This window comes from Mycobacterium sp. 852002-51961_SCH5331710 (assembly GCF_001665535.1).
Lineage (GTDB): Bacteria > Actinomycetota > Actinomycetes > Mycobacteriales > Mycobacteriaceae > Mycobacterium.
Genome location: NZ_LZSQ01000054.1, coordinates 19,676 through 34,737 on the forward strand (window position 1 = coordinate 19,676; position 15,062 = coordinate 34,737).

General features: G+C 65.9%; 14 protein-coding genes. 8 read left to right on the plus strand and 6 right to left on the minus strand.

Annotated elements, in window-relative coordinates:
* On the minus strand, positions 1–2,310 hold the full coding sequence (locus tag A5752_RS09310) for a CaiB/BaiF CoA-transferase family protein (RefSeq protein ID WP_067084544.1): 2,310 nt from the start codon (positions 2,308–2,310) through the stop codon (positions 1–3).
* Positions 2,311–2,402: 92 nt separating this feature from the next.
* Between A5752_RS09310 and A5752_RS09315 the strand changes: the two genes are divergently transcribed.
* On the plus strand, positions 2,403–3,212 hold the full coding sequence (locus A5752_RS09315; protein WP_067084546.1) for a FadR/GntR family transcriptional regulator: 810 nt from the start codon (positions 2,403–2,405) through the stop codon (positions 3,210–3,212).
* 10 nt (positions 3,213–3,222) lie between these two features.
* Positions 3,223–3,948 carry an SDR family oxidoreductase gene (locus A5752_RS09320; RefSeq protein WP_067084547.1) on the plus strand — a complete coding sequence of 242 codons (726 nt, stop codon included), beginning with the start codon at positions 3,223–3,225 and terminating at the stop codon, positions 3,946–3,948.
* Here the strand turns inward: A5752_RS09320 and A5752_RS09325 are convergent.
* Genes A5752_RS09325 through A5752_RS09335 form a run of 3 tightly spaced genes read right to left on the minus strand, consistent with a single transcriptional unit; the run spans position 3,935 to position 6,470 of the window.
* Positions 3,935–5,065: an amidohydrolase family protein gene (locus tag A5752_RS09325; RefSeq protein ID WP_067084549.1), complete on the minus strand. Its 1,131-nt coding sequence runs from the start codon at positions 5,063–5,065 to the stop codon at positions 3,935–3,937. The two genes, A5752_RS09320 and A5752_RS09325, sit on opposite strands and share 14 nt — an antisense overlap.
* Entirely contained in the window at positions 5,062–6,117 is a 1,056-nt protein-coding gene (locus A5752_RS09330) for an amidohydrolase family protein (RefSeq protein ID WP_067084551.1), read from the minus strand. The genes A5752_RS09325 and A5752_RS09330 overlap by 4 nt, the downstream gene beginning before the upstream one ends.
* Entirely contained in the window at positions 6,114–6,470 is a 357-nt protein-coding gene (locus tag A5752_RS09335) for a Rieske (2Fe-2S) protein (RefSeq protein ID WP_067084553.1), read from the minus strand. The genes A5752_RS09330 and A5752_RS09335 overlap by 4 nt, the downstream gene beginning before the upstream one ends.
* An 86-nt stretch (positions 6,471–6,556) precedes the next feature.
* On the opposite strand from A5752_RS09335, the gene A5752_RS09340 reads away from it, so the two are divergent.
* Both A5752_RS09340 and A5752_RS09345 read left to right on the plus strand, forming a co-directional pair.
* Positions 6,557–7,762, plus strand: coding sequence for a cytochrome P450 (locus A5752_RS09340; RefSeq protein ID WP_067084555.1), 1,206 nt, complete (start codon positions 6,557–6,559; stop codon positions 7,760–7,762).
* On the plus strand, positions 7,759–8,916 hold the full coding sequence (locus A5752_RS09345; RefSeq protein ID WP_067084557.1) for a Zn-dependent alcohol dehydrogenase: 1,158 nt from the start codon (positions 7,759–7,761) through the stop codon (positions 8,914–8,916). Before A5752_RS09340 ends, A5752_RS09345 begins: the two co-directional genes overlap by 4 nt.
* 27 nt (positions 8,917–8,943) lie before the next feature.
* Here A5752_RS09345 and A5752_RS09350 read toward each other — a convergent pair whose 3' ends face one another.
* Together A5752_RS09350 and A5752_RS09355 are read right to left on the minus strand one after the other, a co-directional pair.
* Positions 8,944–9,183 carry a hypothetical protein gene (locus A5752_RS09350; RefSeq protein WP_067084559.1) on the minus strand — a complete coding sequence of 80 codons (240 nt, stop codon included), beginning with the start codon at positions 9,181–9,183 and terminating at the stop codon, positions 8,944–8,946.
* A 108-nt stretch (positions 9,184–9,291) separates the two neighbouring features.
* The gene (locus A5752_RS09355; RefSeq protein ID WP_067084561.1) at positions 9,292–10,506 is read right to left on the minus strand and encodes a cytochrome P450; all 1,215 of its coding nucleotides are present in this window, start codon (positions 10,504–10,506) and stop codon (positions 9,292–9,294) included.
* 92 nt (positions 10,507–10,598) lie between these two features.
* On the opposite strand from A5752_RS09355, the gene A5752_RS09360 reads away from it, so the two are divergent.
* The 4 genes from A5752_RS09360 to A5752_RS09375 all read left to right on the plus strand — a co-directional run bounded on the left by A5752_RS09360 (position 10,599) and on the right by A5752_RS09375 (position 15,028).
* Positions 10,599–11,195 carry a TetR/AcrR family transcriptional regulator gene (locus A5752_RS09360; RefSeq protein WP_082963814.1) on the plus strand — a complete coding sequence of 199 codons (597 nt, stop codon included), beginning with the start codon at positions 10,599–10,601 and terminating at the stop codon, positions 11,193–11,195.
* Between the two features lie 160 nt (positions 11,196–11,355).
* Positions 11,356–11,784, plus strand: coding sequence for an MmpS family transport accessory protein (locus tag A5752_RS09365; RefSeq protein WP_067084563.1), 429 nt, complete (start codon positions 11,356–11,358; stop codon positions 11,782–11,784).
* Complete coding sequence (locus A5752_RS09370; RefSeq protein WP_067084564.1) at positions 11,781–14,687, plus strand: MMPL/RND family transporter; 2,907 nt, start codon at positions 11,781–11,783, stop codon at positions 14,685–14,687. Before A5752_RS09365 ends, A5752_RS09370 begins: the two co-directional genes overlap by 4 nt.
* Positions 14,684–15,028 (plus strand): DUF732 domain-containing protein, encoded by a 345-nt coding sequence (locus A5752_RS09375; protein WP_067084565.1) that lies wholly within the window; start codon positions 14,684–14,686, stop codon positions 15,026–15,028. The genes A5752_RS09370 and A5752_RS09375 overlap by 4 nt, the downstream gene beginning before the upstream one ends.
* Positions 15,029–15,062: the final 34 nt, after the last annotated feature.

Genomic DNA, 15,062 nt, shown 5'->3' on the forward strand with positions numbered 1-15,062 from the left:
TCACAGCCCCTTCGGTCGCGAACCGATGACGCCCTCTTTCTCGAGCCGGTGCAGATCGCTCTCATTCAGCCCGCACAACGAGGTGAGGATCTCCGGATTGTGTTCACCCAGCGTGGGGGGTGGCATCCTGAGCCATCGCCGGCTGCCCGGCAGTCGCGCGAACGGCGGACACGGGTAGAGATTCTCCCCGGTGGAGCGATGCTCGAGGCGTTCGAAGAACCCGCGGTGTCGTAGTTGCGGGTTGTCGGTGACCAGCGAGGGCGAGACCACCACCGCGGCCGGCACACCGGCTCGCGTCAACTCATCGGCGGCGGACTGAGCGTCGCGGGTGGTGAGCCAGGCTTCGATGGAGGCACCGGCGGTGACATCGGTCAGTGCCGTACGCTCGGCTTCGGTGTGCGCGGCGACCGCAACCCAATCGTCCTCCCCTGCACAGCGATAGACGTCCTGCACAACGTCCCCGCGCCCCCGGTTCCCCCGGCGCTCCATCACCCGCCCGAACACTTCGTATTCGATGGTCTGCACGGCGGTGACGTTCAGCACCGCCTCGATCATCGGGACCTCGACGAGTTGTCCTCGACCCGTGCGTTCGGTGAACTCGAGCGCCGCGAGCGTGGCGAACGCGGCGTGCGCGCCGGCGAGTGGATCGCATGCCCCGCGCGGGGCGATCGGCGGGCCGTCGGGTAACCCGGTCACCCAGGCCAGTCCGGCGATCTGCTCCATGGTCGGAGCGAAACCGACGCGGTCGCGCCAGGGGCCGGTCAATCCGAAGGCCGGCATCCGGACCACGACCAGGCGAGGGTTGAGGTCGAGCAAGGCCTCCGCGCCGAGGCCGAACTGCTCCATCACCCGCGGGGAGAAGTTCTCCACCACGACATCGGCCTGGCCGATCAGCTTGCGCACCAGCCGACGTCCCTCGTCCGACTGCAGGTCGAGGGTCACCGACCGCTTGTTGGTGTTCATCGCGTGGAACACCCAGCCGTACTCCCACCAGTCGTCGACGTCTTTACGCATTCCGCCCGAATAGCGGATACCGTCGGGGCGCTGGATCGACTCGACCTTGACCACATCGGCGCCGAACGCGGCCAGCGAGTGCGTCGCGGCCGGGCCGGCCCAGAACGCGGTGAAGTCGACGATGCGGACACCGGCGAGCGGCATATCCCCGGTGGGATCCGGGTTCGCCGTGAATGACCGTGGCTCCCAGAGACACTCGGCGTCGGCCTCGCCAACGGCGGGCGCGGTGCGGATCGGCGCCGGCCGCGCCTGCGACATCAACCACGGAGGCCGCGGCTGACGGAATCCGGCCGGATTGTCGACGTAGACGCCGCGCTCACGGAGATGGTCCATCGACGGGATCGTCGCGCCGTTGCCCAGCGGCGCCAACGGCAGCCGGAACAGTTGTCCGAGTTCGACGATCTCGCCGACCGTCCGTTCCCTCATCCACGGGTCGATGCGTTCGCGGATCCAGTCGCGGTAGTCCCACCGGCCGATCTGGAACTGCAACTGCGGAATCTCGGTCAACTCCGGGCAGTCGACCATCGCGGCGAAGTCCAGCCACTGCTGCCCCGTCACCATGCTGATACCGACGTAGCCGTCCTTGGCCGGTTCGATCGATGGCACCTCCACCGATCGCCGCACAGCCGGGACTTGTAGCAGCGCCGAATGCAGCCACTCCCCGCTCTGCATCAGCGTGATCGCCTCGAGCATCGACATGTCGAGGTGGCCGCCCGCACCGCCGTTGAGCACGCGCCGCCGCAGGGCCAGTGCGCCGTAGGCGGCCCACACCCCGCCCATGTACTCCCCCAACCCCCCGCCTATGGAGATGGGCGGGCCCGCGGGCTCGCCGCGGAAACCGGTGAGCCCGGAGGCGGCCTGCAGCGTGAATTCCGTCGCGGGCCGCTGCGACCACGGCCCGGTCCAGCCGAAGTTCGAAATCGATACGACGATGCACCCGGGCGCGCTCGCCAGCAGGCCGGGAATGTCGACGCCGTACCGGCGTGCGGCGGGTTCGTCGGCCGTCACCACCACGATGTCGGCAGCTCGCAGCAGGTCATCGGAAAGAGTTGTGATGCTACGCTTTCCGGCGTTGAGGTAGCTGAACAAGGGCGCGTCGGCACCCTCGTCGAGTTCGCCCCCGGTGGCCGTGGACCCGCGCATGGCGTCACCGTCGGGGGGTTCCACCTTGACCACTTGGGCGCCCGCGTCGGTCAGCAGCTTGCCGCAGTAGGCTCCGGCGATACGGTCGCTGATCTCGACGACTCGCACATCGTGCAGTGGGGTGGGTATCGAACCACTCGCACCGTCGCCCACGCACACCTCCCGCTTTCGCTGCCATCTTAGTAATTATTGGCAGAAACGAGGCCGCTGGGTGGCGGGGCTATCACTGTTAATATTGCTAAGACATGACAACACTGGGAATCGGCCCCGAGGCACGTCGCCGGCTGGGGGCGCGCCGCACGGCCGAGATCGTGGCCGACGAACTGCGTCGCCAGATCATCGAGGGTGAACTCAACGACGGTGACCTGCTGCCCCGCCAGGAAGTGCTCGTCGAGCAGTTCAACGTCAGCCTGGTGTCGTTACGAGAAGCGTTGCGAATCCTCGAGACTGAGGGGTTGGTCTCAGTGCGGCGGGGTAACCGCGGCGGCGCCGTCGTCCATGCACCCGCGAAGGCAAACGCCGCCTACATGCTCGGTCTGTTGCTGCAGAGCGACTATGTCCCGCTGGCCGACCTGGGAACCGCGCTGCAGGAACTCGATCCGATGTGTGCGGCACTGGCGGCGCGCCGACCGGACCGTGCGAAGACGCTCGTTCCCAAGCTGCGGGAGTTCAACGCCGCGATGGAGGAACACATCGAGGACGGCGCGCGGTTCACCGAGATCGGCGGGCAGTTCCACGACGAGATCGTCCGCGGCTGCGGCAACCACACGATGGTCGCGGTGGTGGGCAGCCTGGAAACGCTGTGGACCGGCCACCTGAACTGGTGGGCCAACGAAACCGCCGCCAAAGGCGAGTACCCGTCGACCAAGCGGCGGCGAATCGCGCTGAGCGTGCACACCAAGATCACCGACGCCATCGAGGCCGGGGACACCGAACGCGCTCGCAAGCTGGCCGCCCGCCACGTCGCCGACACCCAGACCTATTTGTTGGCCGGCGAGCCCGAACAGCGGATCGTCGCCCTGTCGCCACAGGCGCTGGCGCAGCGCAAGCGTTGAGAGGCGCCTCGTGCGAACGGCTTTGATCACCGGCGGCAGCGGCGGCATCGGCAAGGCGTGCGGCAGCAAGCTCGCCGGGCTCGGCTACGACGTGGTGTTGACGGCACGTCGGGAGGCGCCGCTTCGGGCCGCCGCCGAAGAGATGGGTGCGCGCTACGTCGTCGCCGACGCGAGCGTCCCCTCGGGCTTCGAACCCGCCGTCGAGGCCGCGGGCAGCATCGACCTGCTCGTGCACGCCTCGGGCATCCTCGGTGGAACCTACGCCCGCAAGCAGACTTTCGAGCAGTGGCGCGCGACCATGTCGGCGAATCTGGACTCGTGCTTCGTGGTGACATCGGCGGCCCTGCCGCGGATGCGGGCCGGTTCCCGGTTCGTGTTCATCTCCTCGTCGGCTGCTCACGAGCCGATGCGGGCCCGCACCGCCTATTCGGCGGCGAAAGCCGGGATGAACGCGTTCGCCGGTGCCCTGGCGCAGGAGGTCGACCGCGACGGGATCAACGTGCACGTCGTCACACCCGGGCCGGTCGAGACCGAGATGCTGCAAGACGTTCCGTTCGAGATGTACGCGATCCGCTCCGCCGATGTCGCCGACGCGGTGGCGTGGCTCGACACCGTCGATCCCTCCGTCGACCTGCCCGAGATCCGGTTGCACGCGGTCACCAGGGGTCCGTCCGCCCGTCCGCCGATCGTGCCTCTCGAAGCCCAGCGTCGCGCGAAATCGCCTAGAGCGCTTTGACCGTCGACGGCAGGCCGTACAGAGCGGTGGCGTTGCCCCGCATGATCCGCTCGCGCTGGGCCGCGGGGAACCGGCGGATCGCCCACTGCGGCGAGTCGTAACTCCAGTGTGGGTAGTCGGTCGAGAACATCAGGTTGTCGCTGAGGTCCATCATCTCGAGGTACTCGCGGTACACGCCGACATGCACCTCCTCCACCGGCTGCGTGGTGAAGCGTACGTGCTCGCGCACGTAGTCCGAGGGTCGGCGCTTCACGTGCGGCAGGTCGGACTTGCGTTGTTCCCACATGCGGTCCATTCGCCACATCACCGGCATCGCCCACGTGAAGCCGCCTTCCACGAACACCACGCGAAGGTCCGGGTGGCGGTGGAACGCTCCGTCGAAGACCAGGCTCATCAGATGCGCTACGTAGAGCAACGGCCACGACGCGAAGAAGTCGTGCCAGTGTGCGGGGTTGCCGACCGGATAGATCGGGATCAGCTCGAACGGCGTCTGCCCCATCAGATGCGTGGCGACCGGCAGGCCGTGGCGCGCCGCCGCCTCATAGAGCGGATCGAAATGCGGGCTGCCGAACGGAATTCCGCGGGTCTGGGGCGTCATCAGCACCTCGGCCATGTACGGATGCCCGGCCCAGCGTTCCACTTCGGTAGCGGCCGCCTTCGGGTCCTGCGCGGTGACGCTGATGGCCCCACGCCAACGGCCGTGCCAGTTGGCCTGTCCCAGCCATACGTCAGCCAGCCAGTCGTTGTAGGTCGCCTTCAGGATGTGTTCGGCCTGCGGCAGCTGCGCATCGCACATCGGTTCCAGCACAGCGATGCTCACGCCGGCGTCCACCAACAGCTGCTTGGCGGCGAACTCGGGGTCACTGCCGGGCATCCCTCCGCCGGGTGGTTTGGCGTCGACGCGTAGCGAGTTGGTCTTGTACGAGTCGGGGGTGTCGTAGAAGTGCGGCACCGGTGACACGGCGTTGCCCGTCGGCCAGACTGTGTCCCTCCAGTCCGCGGGGGCATAGCTCTTGAGCTCGTCGGCCGAGACGGGCATCGGGTGCACGTCGGTGTCGACGATCGTGACCGCGATGTCCGCGGCGGAGTCCTGCCGTGCCGACTCGACGGTTGTCACGGCGTGCTCACCTCCATCGGAACATCCAGTGCGTACAGCTCGCCGGCGTTGCGCCACAACACCTTCTCGCGTTGTCGCTCGTTCAGCCCGCGCGCCGCGTCCGCCGGCGTCGTCGTCGACCAGTGCGGATAGCCCGACCCGTACATCACCAGATCCGCCTTGTCGGTGAAGTCCATCCACCGCTCGGCGTGGCCCGCGTCGGTCGGGCCGTCGAGTGCCGACGTGCAGAACCGCACATGGTCGCGCAGATACTCGCTGGGATAGCGGTCCACCCACGGCGTCTGGTCGCGCATCGACATCCAGAACGTGTCGAGCCGCCACATCAGCGGCGTGAGGATGTCGTAACCACCGTCGGCGAACACGAACCTCAGCCCGGCGTGCCTGCCGAACGTGCCCTCGATGATCAGCGTGGCCAGATGCACGAAACCGTTGAGCGGCATGAACGATGCGTAACCGGGATAGGTGTGGGCGTGCCCCGCGAACGTCGGCGCATGGTCGACGCCGTTGCCGCCGTTGACGTGTACCGCGACCGGAAGTCCGTGCGCTGCGGCGGTCTCCCAGATCGGCTCGAACATCGGCTTGCCGTACGGCTCGCGCGACTGCAACGGCACACCGATCTGAACCATCTTGGGATGGTTCGCCAACCGTTCGATCTCGGCCACCGCGCCCCTGACGTCCTCGGGGTTGACCCGGATGGTGCCGCGGAACCGGCCGGTGCTGTCGGGTTCGAGCCAGCGGTCGAGCAGCCAGTCGTTGACCGCCGCGCAGATACGGCTATTGAGCAGGTAGTCGGCGATGTTGCCTCTGGTCAACGGATTGAGGACGGCGTAATCCGCCCCGCCCTCGTCGAACAGGTGACGCGCCACGACGTCGGGGTCGGACCCCGGGTAACCGTCGCCGTACAGGTCCGCCCGATAGTCGCCTCCCGGCGCCTGGTACCACTGCTGCTCGACGTCGGGTATGGCGCGGAGCTTGTGCGGGTCGGCCAGGTAGCGCCGGATCTCGGCGTTGTACCGGAAGTGGGGCTGTACGGATGCGTCGATGACGGTCATGCGGTCAGGTACACCTGTCCATCGGCGATCTCGACCTCGTAGGTGCGCACCCGCTTGCTGGGATCGGCGAGGTTGACGCCGGTCGGGATGTCGAATTCCCATTGATGCCAAGGGCATCGGACGATGCGGCCGGTGCGCGCATGGCGAACCCGGTCCGGGAGTTCGGGTGCGTACTCGGTGGTGCCCCGGACGTAGCCCGCGCACAGCGGCGCGCCCTCGTGGGCGCAGTAGTTGGCGATCGCGTACACCGAACCGTCGATGTTGTATACGCCCACACCGAACTTGCCTGCCTGCACCAACTTCATGCTGCCCGGCGGCAGGTCATCGATGGCACACACCGGTCGACGCCGCATCACGTCCCCTCGGTTCCCTTGACCCAGATTACCTAAAATAGTAAAGATAGGCGGGTAGAGCGCCAACCCCGCTGCCGGGAGGCAAGGTGACGATCAGCACCGGTCCGAAGAACCAGACTGCCCCTGACGTTTCGAGCGATCCGTACGGCTTCTTCGCCTACATGCGCAGCACCGACCCCGTGTGGCGCGGCACCATCATGGACACCTCGCAGATGCCGCCGGAGTTGCTTCCGCCGGAGGAATGGACGCTGTTCGACTACGAGAGCGTGTTCGCCGCTTTCCGGGACTGCGACGTCTACGGCTCGCAGGTCTACCACCGCACGATCGAGATAGTGTTCGGGCCGACGATCCTCGGCATGCACGGCAAGCAGCACCACGACCACCGCGGCCTGATCTCCAACGCGTTCCGCCAGAGCGCATTGGCGCAGTGGGAACCAGAGGTGATCGTGCCGATCTGCGATCGGCTGGTCGAGGAGTTCCTCGACGACGGTGAGGTCGATCTGGTCAAGGCCATGACGTTCGAGTTCCCCACCCGCGTCACGGCGGCGCTGCTGGGGCTCCCCCAGGAGGATCTCGACCTGTTCCGCCGCTTGTCGTTCGAGCTGATATCCATCACCGACGACATCGAGGCGGGCCTGACCGCATCGGTGGAACTCGGCGAGTACTTCCAGGCTCAGATCGACCAGCGGCGCCGCCGGATGACCGACGACATCATCGGCGATCTGGTCGGCGCCGAGATCGACGGTGAGAAGCTCACCGACGAGGCGATCATCTCGTTTCTGCGACTGTTGCTTCCGGCCGGGCTGGAGACCACGTACCGGTCGTCGGGCAACCTGCTGTACCTGCTGTTGACCCATCCCGAGCAGCTCGCCGCGGTCGAGCGCGACCGCGAACTCATACCCGCCGCGATCGAGGAGGGACTGCGGTTCGAAACACCGTTGGTGACGGTCCCGCGGTGCACGACCCGCGACGTCGAGGTGCATGGCATCGGAATCCCGGAGGGCGCGCAGGTGAACCTCTGCATCGGTTCGGCTAACCGCGACGAAAAGCGGTGGGAGAACGCCGATGTCTTCGATATTCATCGGCCGCGGCGTGCGCACACCTCGTTCGCGGGCGGGCTTCACAGTTGCCTGGGCATGCACCTGGCCCGCGTGGAGACCCGGGTGATGTTGACCAGTTTGTTCGACCGCGCAACCGATTTCGAGCTGCAGATCGACGGCGACACCCGGCTCGCCGGTCTGCCGTTCCGCTCCCCCATCCATCTGCCGGTCACCTTCCGTCCGACGCGATGAGGAGTCGCGCGGCAATCCTGCACGACGTCGGCGGTCCCTGGTCGGTCGAGGAGTTCGAGCTCGATCCGCCGCGCGCCGGCGAGGTGCTCGTCGAGATGGCCGCTGCCGGGCTGTGCCATTCCGACGATCACATCCTCAAGGGCGACATGTCCATCTCCAACGACGTTGCCCACGAGTACGGTCTGACGCCGATGTTCCCCACGATCGGTGGGCATGAGGGTTCCGGCACCGTTGTCGAGATCGGCGACGGGGTGGACGACTTCGCGGTCGGCGATCACGTCGTGCTGTCGTTCGTGGCGGTGTGCGGACGGTGCCGGTGGTGTGCCTCAGGCGTGGAGTACCTGTGCGACGAGGGGGCCGGGACAATGGTGCCCGGGATGCCGACCGACGGCACGTTCCGCCACCACACGCTCGACGGTCGTCCGCTCGGTCATCTGTCGAAGGTGGGCGCCTTCGCCCGGCACACCGTGGTGTCGGCGCATTCGCTGGTCAAGATCGACCCACATCTGCCGCTGGTCCCCAGCGCGCTGCTGTCGTGCGCCGTCCCGACCGGCTACGGGTCGGCGGCGAACCGCGCCAACGTGCGCGGTGGGGACACCGTCGTGGTGGTCGGGGCGGGCGGTATCGGGACGGCGGCGATCCAGGGCGCGCGGATCAACGGTGCGGCGCAGATCGTGGCCGTCGACCCGGTCGAGTTCAAACAGAAGGCGGCGCTGCGCTTCGGTGCCACACACAGCGTTTCGACGCTCGTTGAAGCGCTGGACCTCGTCCGGGACCTCACCGCAGGCGTGATGGCGGACAGCGTGGTTGCGGCGCCGTCGCTGATCGCGGGTGAGGACGTCAACGCCTACCTGAAGCTGACACGCAAGGGCGGCACCTGCGTGCTGACCGGGATGACGGCTCAGACAACGCGATCGGTGAAGATCGCGCTGCAGGACTTCATCCTCTGGAACAAGAACCTCGTCGGAACCGTGTTCGGTTCGTGCAACCCGCGTGCCGACATCGACCGGCTGGCAAGCCTCTACACGTCCGGACGGCTCCAGCTCGACGAGATGATCACCCGCCGATACCGTCTCGACGACATCAACGCCGCCTACGAGGACCTGCTGAACGGCGAGATCATCCGGGGCGTCATCGATTACGCGCTCGCCTGACGGCCGCCTCCACCGAGCGCGCGGCGCTTAGTACTGACCGAGCGGTCGGCACACGTTGGTGATCGGATTCCAGTACTCGCCCGGCGCGCACGCCAACGGCGTGGTCGCCACTGGCCCCCGGCACACGTTGTCGACCGGATCCCACCATTGTCCGTTCGGACAGTTGATGGGTTGGGCGGCACCGGATGCCGCAGCGGCGATCGAGAACGCGGCTAGCGGGGCGGCGGTCGCGGCGACGATCATGGCACGCGAAATGATCTTGCTCATGGGTCGAGCTTGCCCCGAATGGAGCCGTCGCAAACAGGTTTTTCTTCGCTTGACGGGTTGATTCCCCGTACCGGGTACGTGCGATCGACCCGTCAACGCATCGGCAGGCTAGGACACCACCACGTCGAGGCGCTCCCAGCCGCGGACCGTCGACGTCGGAGCCAGCCGCGCGGTCTCGGCGTCGATGTCCCACTCCGGCCAGCGGTTCAGCAGCTCGTCGAGCGCGACGCGTCCCTCCAGCCGGGCGAGGTTGGCGCCCAAGCAGTAGTGCACGCCTTTGCCGAAGGTGATGTGGCTGATGTTGTCCCGGCGGATGTCGAACACGTCGGGATTGTCATAGCGCCGCGGATCGCGGTTGGCCGCACCGAACATCAGCAACATCGCGCTACCGGCTGGCACGGTGCGACCGTGGGCCTCGAATTCGCGTGTGACCAAACGCGCCACGTTGTGACCGGTCGGCTCGTACCGCAGCGTCTCGTCGACGACGCGCTGCAACAGCGACCGGTCTTCGACGACCTCGCGGCGCTGATCCGGGTGCGCGGCGAGCACCATGGCCAGCCAGCCGATGAGCCGGCCCGTCGTCTCGTTACCGGCGCCGGCGACCACCTGCGTGTAGTGCAGGATCTCCTTGCGCGTCAGCTTGCGGGTCACCCCGTTCTCGTCCTCGAACTCGACGTTGAGAAGGGCGGTCATCAGGTCGTCGGAGGGATTCTTAGCCCGCCAGTCAACGTATTCGGCGTAGATGCTGCCGTCGGCGATCTTGTCCGCGCGCACGACCTTCATCGGTGAGCCGGGCTTGGTGCGCAGGCTCGCGTCGTTGGCGTCGCGCACCGACACCTGCTCGGATTCCGGTATGCCCAGCAGCATTCCGATGACGCGCATCGGCATCATCGACGCGAGCTCGGCGATGATGTCGAAGCGGTCGGCGCCCACCAGTGGATCGAGGCAGTTCACGCAGTACTGACGGATCTGGTCCTCGAGCGCGGCCATCCGGCGGGGCGTGAACACCCGCGACATGAGGCCGCGCAACATCGTGTGAACCGGCGGGTCCTCCATCATCATCACGCCCTTGGGCATGTCGAACTCCGACTGGATGAGCTCGAGGATGTCGCCGCGGCTGTTGGAGAAGGTCTGCCAGTCGAGCAGGGCCCGCTCGACGTCCTCATGTCGTGACAACGCCCAGAAGTCGTAGGCCTCGTTGTAGTAGAGCGGCGCCTCTTCCCGCAACCGGGCGTACGTGGGATACGGGTCCGCGACGATGTCCACCCGGTACGGGTCGTAGTAGACGGCGCTGCCGTGCGCCTTCTGATCAACTGCGGTCATCGGATCTCCCCTGCTTCAGGAGGCTGCGGGCTGCGCCATCGTCGCAGCTCCCCTTGCTTGTTGGGCGATCGCCCAACATCTAAGCTGGCGCCATGTCTAGCAGCCCCGTCGGCGACCGGTCAAGGGGTGGCCGCGAGTCGGCCGCGCGCTCGGCCCTGATCGAGGCCACCGCGCAGGTCATGCTGGAAGAGGGCTACGCCGCGGCTACGTCGCGGCGGGTCGCGGCGCGGGCCGGCGTGAAGCCCGCACTCGTGCACTACTACTTCCCGAGCATGGACGATCTGTTCCTGGCCGTGCTGCGCGAAGGCGCCGAGGCCAACCTCGCTCGCCAGAGGGAAGCGGCGGAGGCCGAGGAACCCCTGCATGCGCTGTGGCGACTCAACAGCACTCACGGTGCCCGGCTGTTCATGGAGTTCATGGCGTTGGCGAACCACCGCAAAGCCATTCGCAGTGAGATCGCGGCCTACGCCGAGAGGTTCGGCGGCGTCGAAGAATCCGTGGTGGCCGAGGCGATGAAGGCCCACGGCGCGGACGTGGAGGCGTTCCCGCCCGTCGTGATGTCTATGATCGTGACGAGCTTGGCCCGCATCGTCCTGCTCGAACGGGGACTCGGCATAACCCGAGGTCATGCCGAGGCGGAGGCGTTCATCGAACGCTATCTGGACCGCTTCGAAATCAAGCCATCGTGACCTGGATCACATCGTATCGACACGGGTGACCAGCAGCACTCTGACTTGAGTTAACCTGGGGCTCAATGAGAACTTATATGGGCTAAGTTACGCACGAAGACATGCACAGCGACGAATACGACTTGAGGGCGGATATGGGTTGCATCGGGCGGGGACGGTAATGCTCCGACGCGCAAGGAAGATCTGGCTGCCCATCGTGATCATCGTCGTGGTGACGATTGCGGGCTTCACGGTCAGCCGCATCCGGACCTTCTTCGGGGCCGAGGGCATCATCGTCACTCCCCGAGTGTTCGCGGAGGACCCCGAGCCCTTCGATCCCAAGGTCGTCAAGTACGAGATCTTCGGCACCGGCACGTATGCGGACATCAACTATCTCGACCTCGACGCGAGGCCCCAACGGATCGACGGCGCATCGTTGCCGTGGACGCTGACGCTGCAGACCACAGCGCCGTCGGCCGCGCCCAACATCGTGGCGCAAGGCGACGGCCAGAGCATCACCTGCCGGATCACGGTCGATGACGAGATCAAGGACGAAAGAACCTCCACCGGCGTGAATGCCCAAACCTTCTGCTTCGTGAAATCCGCATGACCTCACCGACGAACGAGGCTCGAACGGACGCCTTCCCTCCCGTTCGGCACGCCAAGCGGCCCTTCATCCCCCGCGCGATCCGCGCTTTCGCGGTGCCGATCATCCTGGGCTGGATTGCGATCATCGCGGTCGTCAATGTGGCTGTGCCGCAACTGGAAACGGTCGGACAGATGCGTGCGGTCTCGATGAGCCCGGACTTCGCGCCGTCGATGATCGCGATGAAGCGCGTCGGGCACGTCTTCGAGGAGTACGACTCCGACAGCTCGGCGATGATCGTCATCGAGGGTGAAGAACCTCTCGGTGAGGACACCCGCGCCTTCTACGGCGAGATGGTCTCCAAGCTGGAGGCCGACAAGAAGCACGTCCAAAGCGTCCAGGACTTCTGGAGCGATCCGCTGACGGCCTCCGGCGCCCAGAGCAGCGACGGTAAAGCCGCCTACGTGCAGGTCTACCTGTCCGGTAACCAGGGCGAGGCGCTGGCCAACGAGTCGGTCGAAGCGGTTCAGAAACTCGTCGCCGACATGCAGCCACCGCCCGGCGTCAAGGTCTACGTGACCGGCCCGGCGGCCCTCGCGGCCGATCAGCACATCGCCGGTGACCGCAGCATGCGGATGATCGAGGCGCTCACGTTCACCGTGATCATCACGATGCTGCTGCTGGTGTACCGCTCGATCATCACGGTGTTGCTGACGCTGGTGATGGTCGTCTTGCAGCTGTCCGCCGCCCGTGGGGTCGTCGCATTCCTCGGCTACCACGAGATCATCGGCCTCTCCACGTTCGCGACGAACCTGTTGGTGACGTTGGCGATCGCCGCGGGAACCGACTACGCGATCTTCTTGACCGGCCGCTATCAGGAGGCGCGCGGACTCGGCGAAGACCGGGAAACCGCGTACTACACGATGTTCCACGGCACGGCGCACGTCGTGCTGGGCTCGGGCCTGACGATCGCCGGCGCGCTGTTCTGCCTGAGCTTCACCCGACTGCCCTACTTCCAGACCATGGGTGTGCCGCTGGCCATCGGCATGGTCACATCGGTCTTCGCCGCCCTGACGCTGGGACCGGCGATCATCAGCTTCGCGAGCCGGTTCGGCAAGATCCTCGAACCGAAGCGGGCGATGCGGGTGCGCGGCTGGCGCAAGCTCGGCGCTGCGGTGGTGCGCTGGCCCGGTCCGATCCTGGTCGCGACGGTGGCCCTGTCGCTGGTGGGCCTGCTGGCCCTGCCCGGTTACCGCACCAACTACAACGACCGGAACTACCTGCCCGCCGACCTGCCTGCCAACCAGGGTTACGCGGCCGCCGACCGACACTTCTCACAAGCCCGCATGAACCCCGAACTGCTGATGGTCGAAAGCGATCACGACCTGCGCAACTCCGCGGACTTCCTGGTCATCGACAAGATCGCCAAGCAGGTCTTCCGGGTGCCCGGCATCTCGCGCGTGCAGGCGATCACCCGGCCCGACGGCAAGCCCATCGAGCACACCTCGATTCCGTTCCAGATCAGCATGCAGGGCACCACCCAGCAGATGAACCAGAAGTACCTGCAGGACCGGATGGCCGACATGCTGGTTCAGGCCGACGAGATGGCCAAGACCATCGCGAACATGGAGCGGATGTCCAAGCTCACCGAGGAGATGGCCGCGACCACGCACAGCATGGTCACGAAGATGAAGGACATGACCGTCGACGTGGCCGAGCTGCGCGACAACATCGCGAACTTCGACGACTTCTTCCGGCCTATTCGCAATTACTTCTACTGGGAACCGCACTGCTTCAACATCCCGATCTGCTGGGCGTTCCGATCGGTGTTCGACACCCTCGACGGCATCGACACGATGACCGACGACATCCAGAACCTGCTGCCCGACATGGAGCGGCTGGACAAGCTGATGCCGCAGATGGTCACGCTCATGCCGCCGATGATTGAAACGATGAAGACGATGCGGACGATGATGCTGACGATGTACTCGTCGCAAAAGGGCATGCAGGACCAGATGGCAGCCATGCAGGAGAACTCCACTGCCATGGGTGATGCCTTCGACGCGTCGATGAACGACGACTCGTTCTACCTCCCGCCGGAAGTCTTCGACAACGAAGAGTTCAAGAAGGGCATGGAGAACTTCATCTCGCCGGACGGCAAATCGGTGCGGTTCATCGTCGCCCATGACGGCGACCCGATGACTCCCGAAGGCATCGCGCGGATCGACTCGATCAAGCAGGCCGCCAAGGAGGCCATCAAGGGCACTCCACTGGAGGGCTCCAAGATCTACCTCGCCGGCACCGCGGCGGTCTACAAGGACATGTCCGACGGCAACAGCTACGACCTGATGATCGCGGCGATCCTCGCGCTCGCGCTGATCTTCACCATCATGCTGCTGCTGACCCGCGCCGTGGTGGCCGCTGCGGTAATCGTTGGCACGGTGGTGATCTCGCTCGGCGCGTCGTTCGGCCTGTCGATCCTGATCTGGCAGCACATCATCGGCGTCGAGTTGCACTGGATGGTCATGGCGATGGCCATCATCATCCTGTTGGCCGTCGGCGCCGACTACAACTTGCTGCTCGTGTCGCGGCTCAAGGAAGAGCTGCATGCGGGCATCAGGACCGGCATCATCAGGGCGATGGGCGGCAGCGGTTCCGTTGTCACCTCAGCCGGCCTGGTCTTTGCGTTTACGATGATGTCGATGGCTGTCAGCGAATTGACAGTCATCGGACAAGTCGGAACAACCATCGGACTTGGCCTGCTGTTCGATACTCTTGTGATCCGGGCATTCATGACGCCGTCCATCGCGGCGCTCATGGGTAAGTGGTTCTGGTGGCCACAGCGGGTGCGAGAACGTCCAGTGCCTGTACCGTGGCCGAAACCGAGGGAACTGACGCCGTCAGGGGGGGAAGGAGCACAGTCATGAAACGACTGATTGTTGGAGTAGCCACCGCGGCGGCCGCGCTCGTGGTGGCGGCGCCCGCCCAGGCGCAGGACATCGACACCGACTTCACCAACGAGTTGCACACCTACGGGATCTACGGGCAGAAGGACTACAACGCCTGGATCGGCAAGATCACGTGCAAGCGGATACGCAAGGGTGTCGACCGTGACGCCTTCGCCTCGGCGCAGTTCGTTCAGAAACAGCTGGCGAAAGGCCAGGACAGCACCGACCAGGCGTGGAAGTTCCTGGCGGGCGCGCTGCGCTTCTACTGCCCCGACCGTCTGCCGATTCTCGACCAAGCCCGTGACCACAGCGAGAGCTAGGAGCCCGAAAAGTGTTTCGTAAAGCGACAATTGC

Excerpts from the sequence above, each read along its gene's own strand:
- A5752_RS09315 (WP_067084546.1), top strand. The coding sequence starts at position 2,403 with ATGACAACACTGGGAATCGGCCCCGAGGCACGTCGCCGGCTGGGGGCG.
- A5752_RS09330 (WP_067084551.1), bottom strand. The coding sequence starts at position 6,117 with ATGACCGTCATCGACGCATCCGTACAGCCCCACTTCCGGTACAACGCC.
- A5752_RS09335 (WP_067084553.1), bottom strand. The coding sequence starts at position 6,470 with ATGCGGCGTCGACCGGTGTGTGCCATCGATGACCTGCCGCCGGGCAGC.
- A5752_RS09345 (WP_067084557.1), top strand. The coding sequence starts at position 7,759 with ATGAGGAGTCGCGCGGCAATCCTGCACGACGTCGGCGGTCCCTGGTCG.
- A5752_RS09350 (WP_067084559.1), bottom strand. The coding sequence starts at position 9,183 with ATGAGCAAGATCATTTCGCGTGCCATGATCGTCGCCGCGACCGCCGCC.
- A5752_RS09355 (WP_067084561.1), bottom strand. The coding sequence starts at position 10,506 with ATGACCGCAGTTGATCAGAAGGCGCACGGCAGCGCCGTCTACTACGAC.
- A5752_RS09360 (WP_082963814.1), top strand. The coding sequence starts at position 10,599 with ATGTCTAGCAGCCCCGTCGGCGACCGGTCAAGGGGTGGCCGCGAGTCG.
- A5752_RS09365 (WP_067084563.1), top strand. The coding sequence starts at position 11,356 with ATGCTCCGACGCGCAAGGAAGATCTGGCTGCCCATCGTGATCATCGTC.
- A5752_RS09370 (WP_067084564.1), top strand. The coding sequence starts at position 11,781 with ATGACCTCACCGACGAACGAGGCTCGAACGGACGCCTTCCCTCCCGTT.
- A5752_RS09375 (WP_067084565.1), top strand. The coding sequence starts at position 14,684 with ATGAAACGACTGATTGTTGGAGTAGCCACCGCGGCGGCCGCGCTCGTG.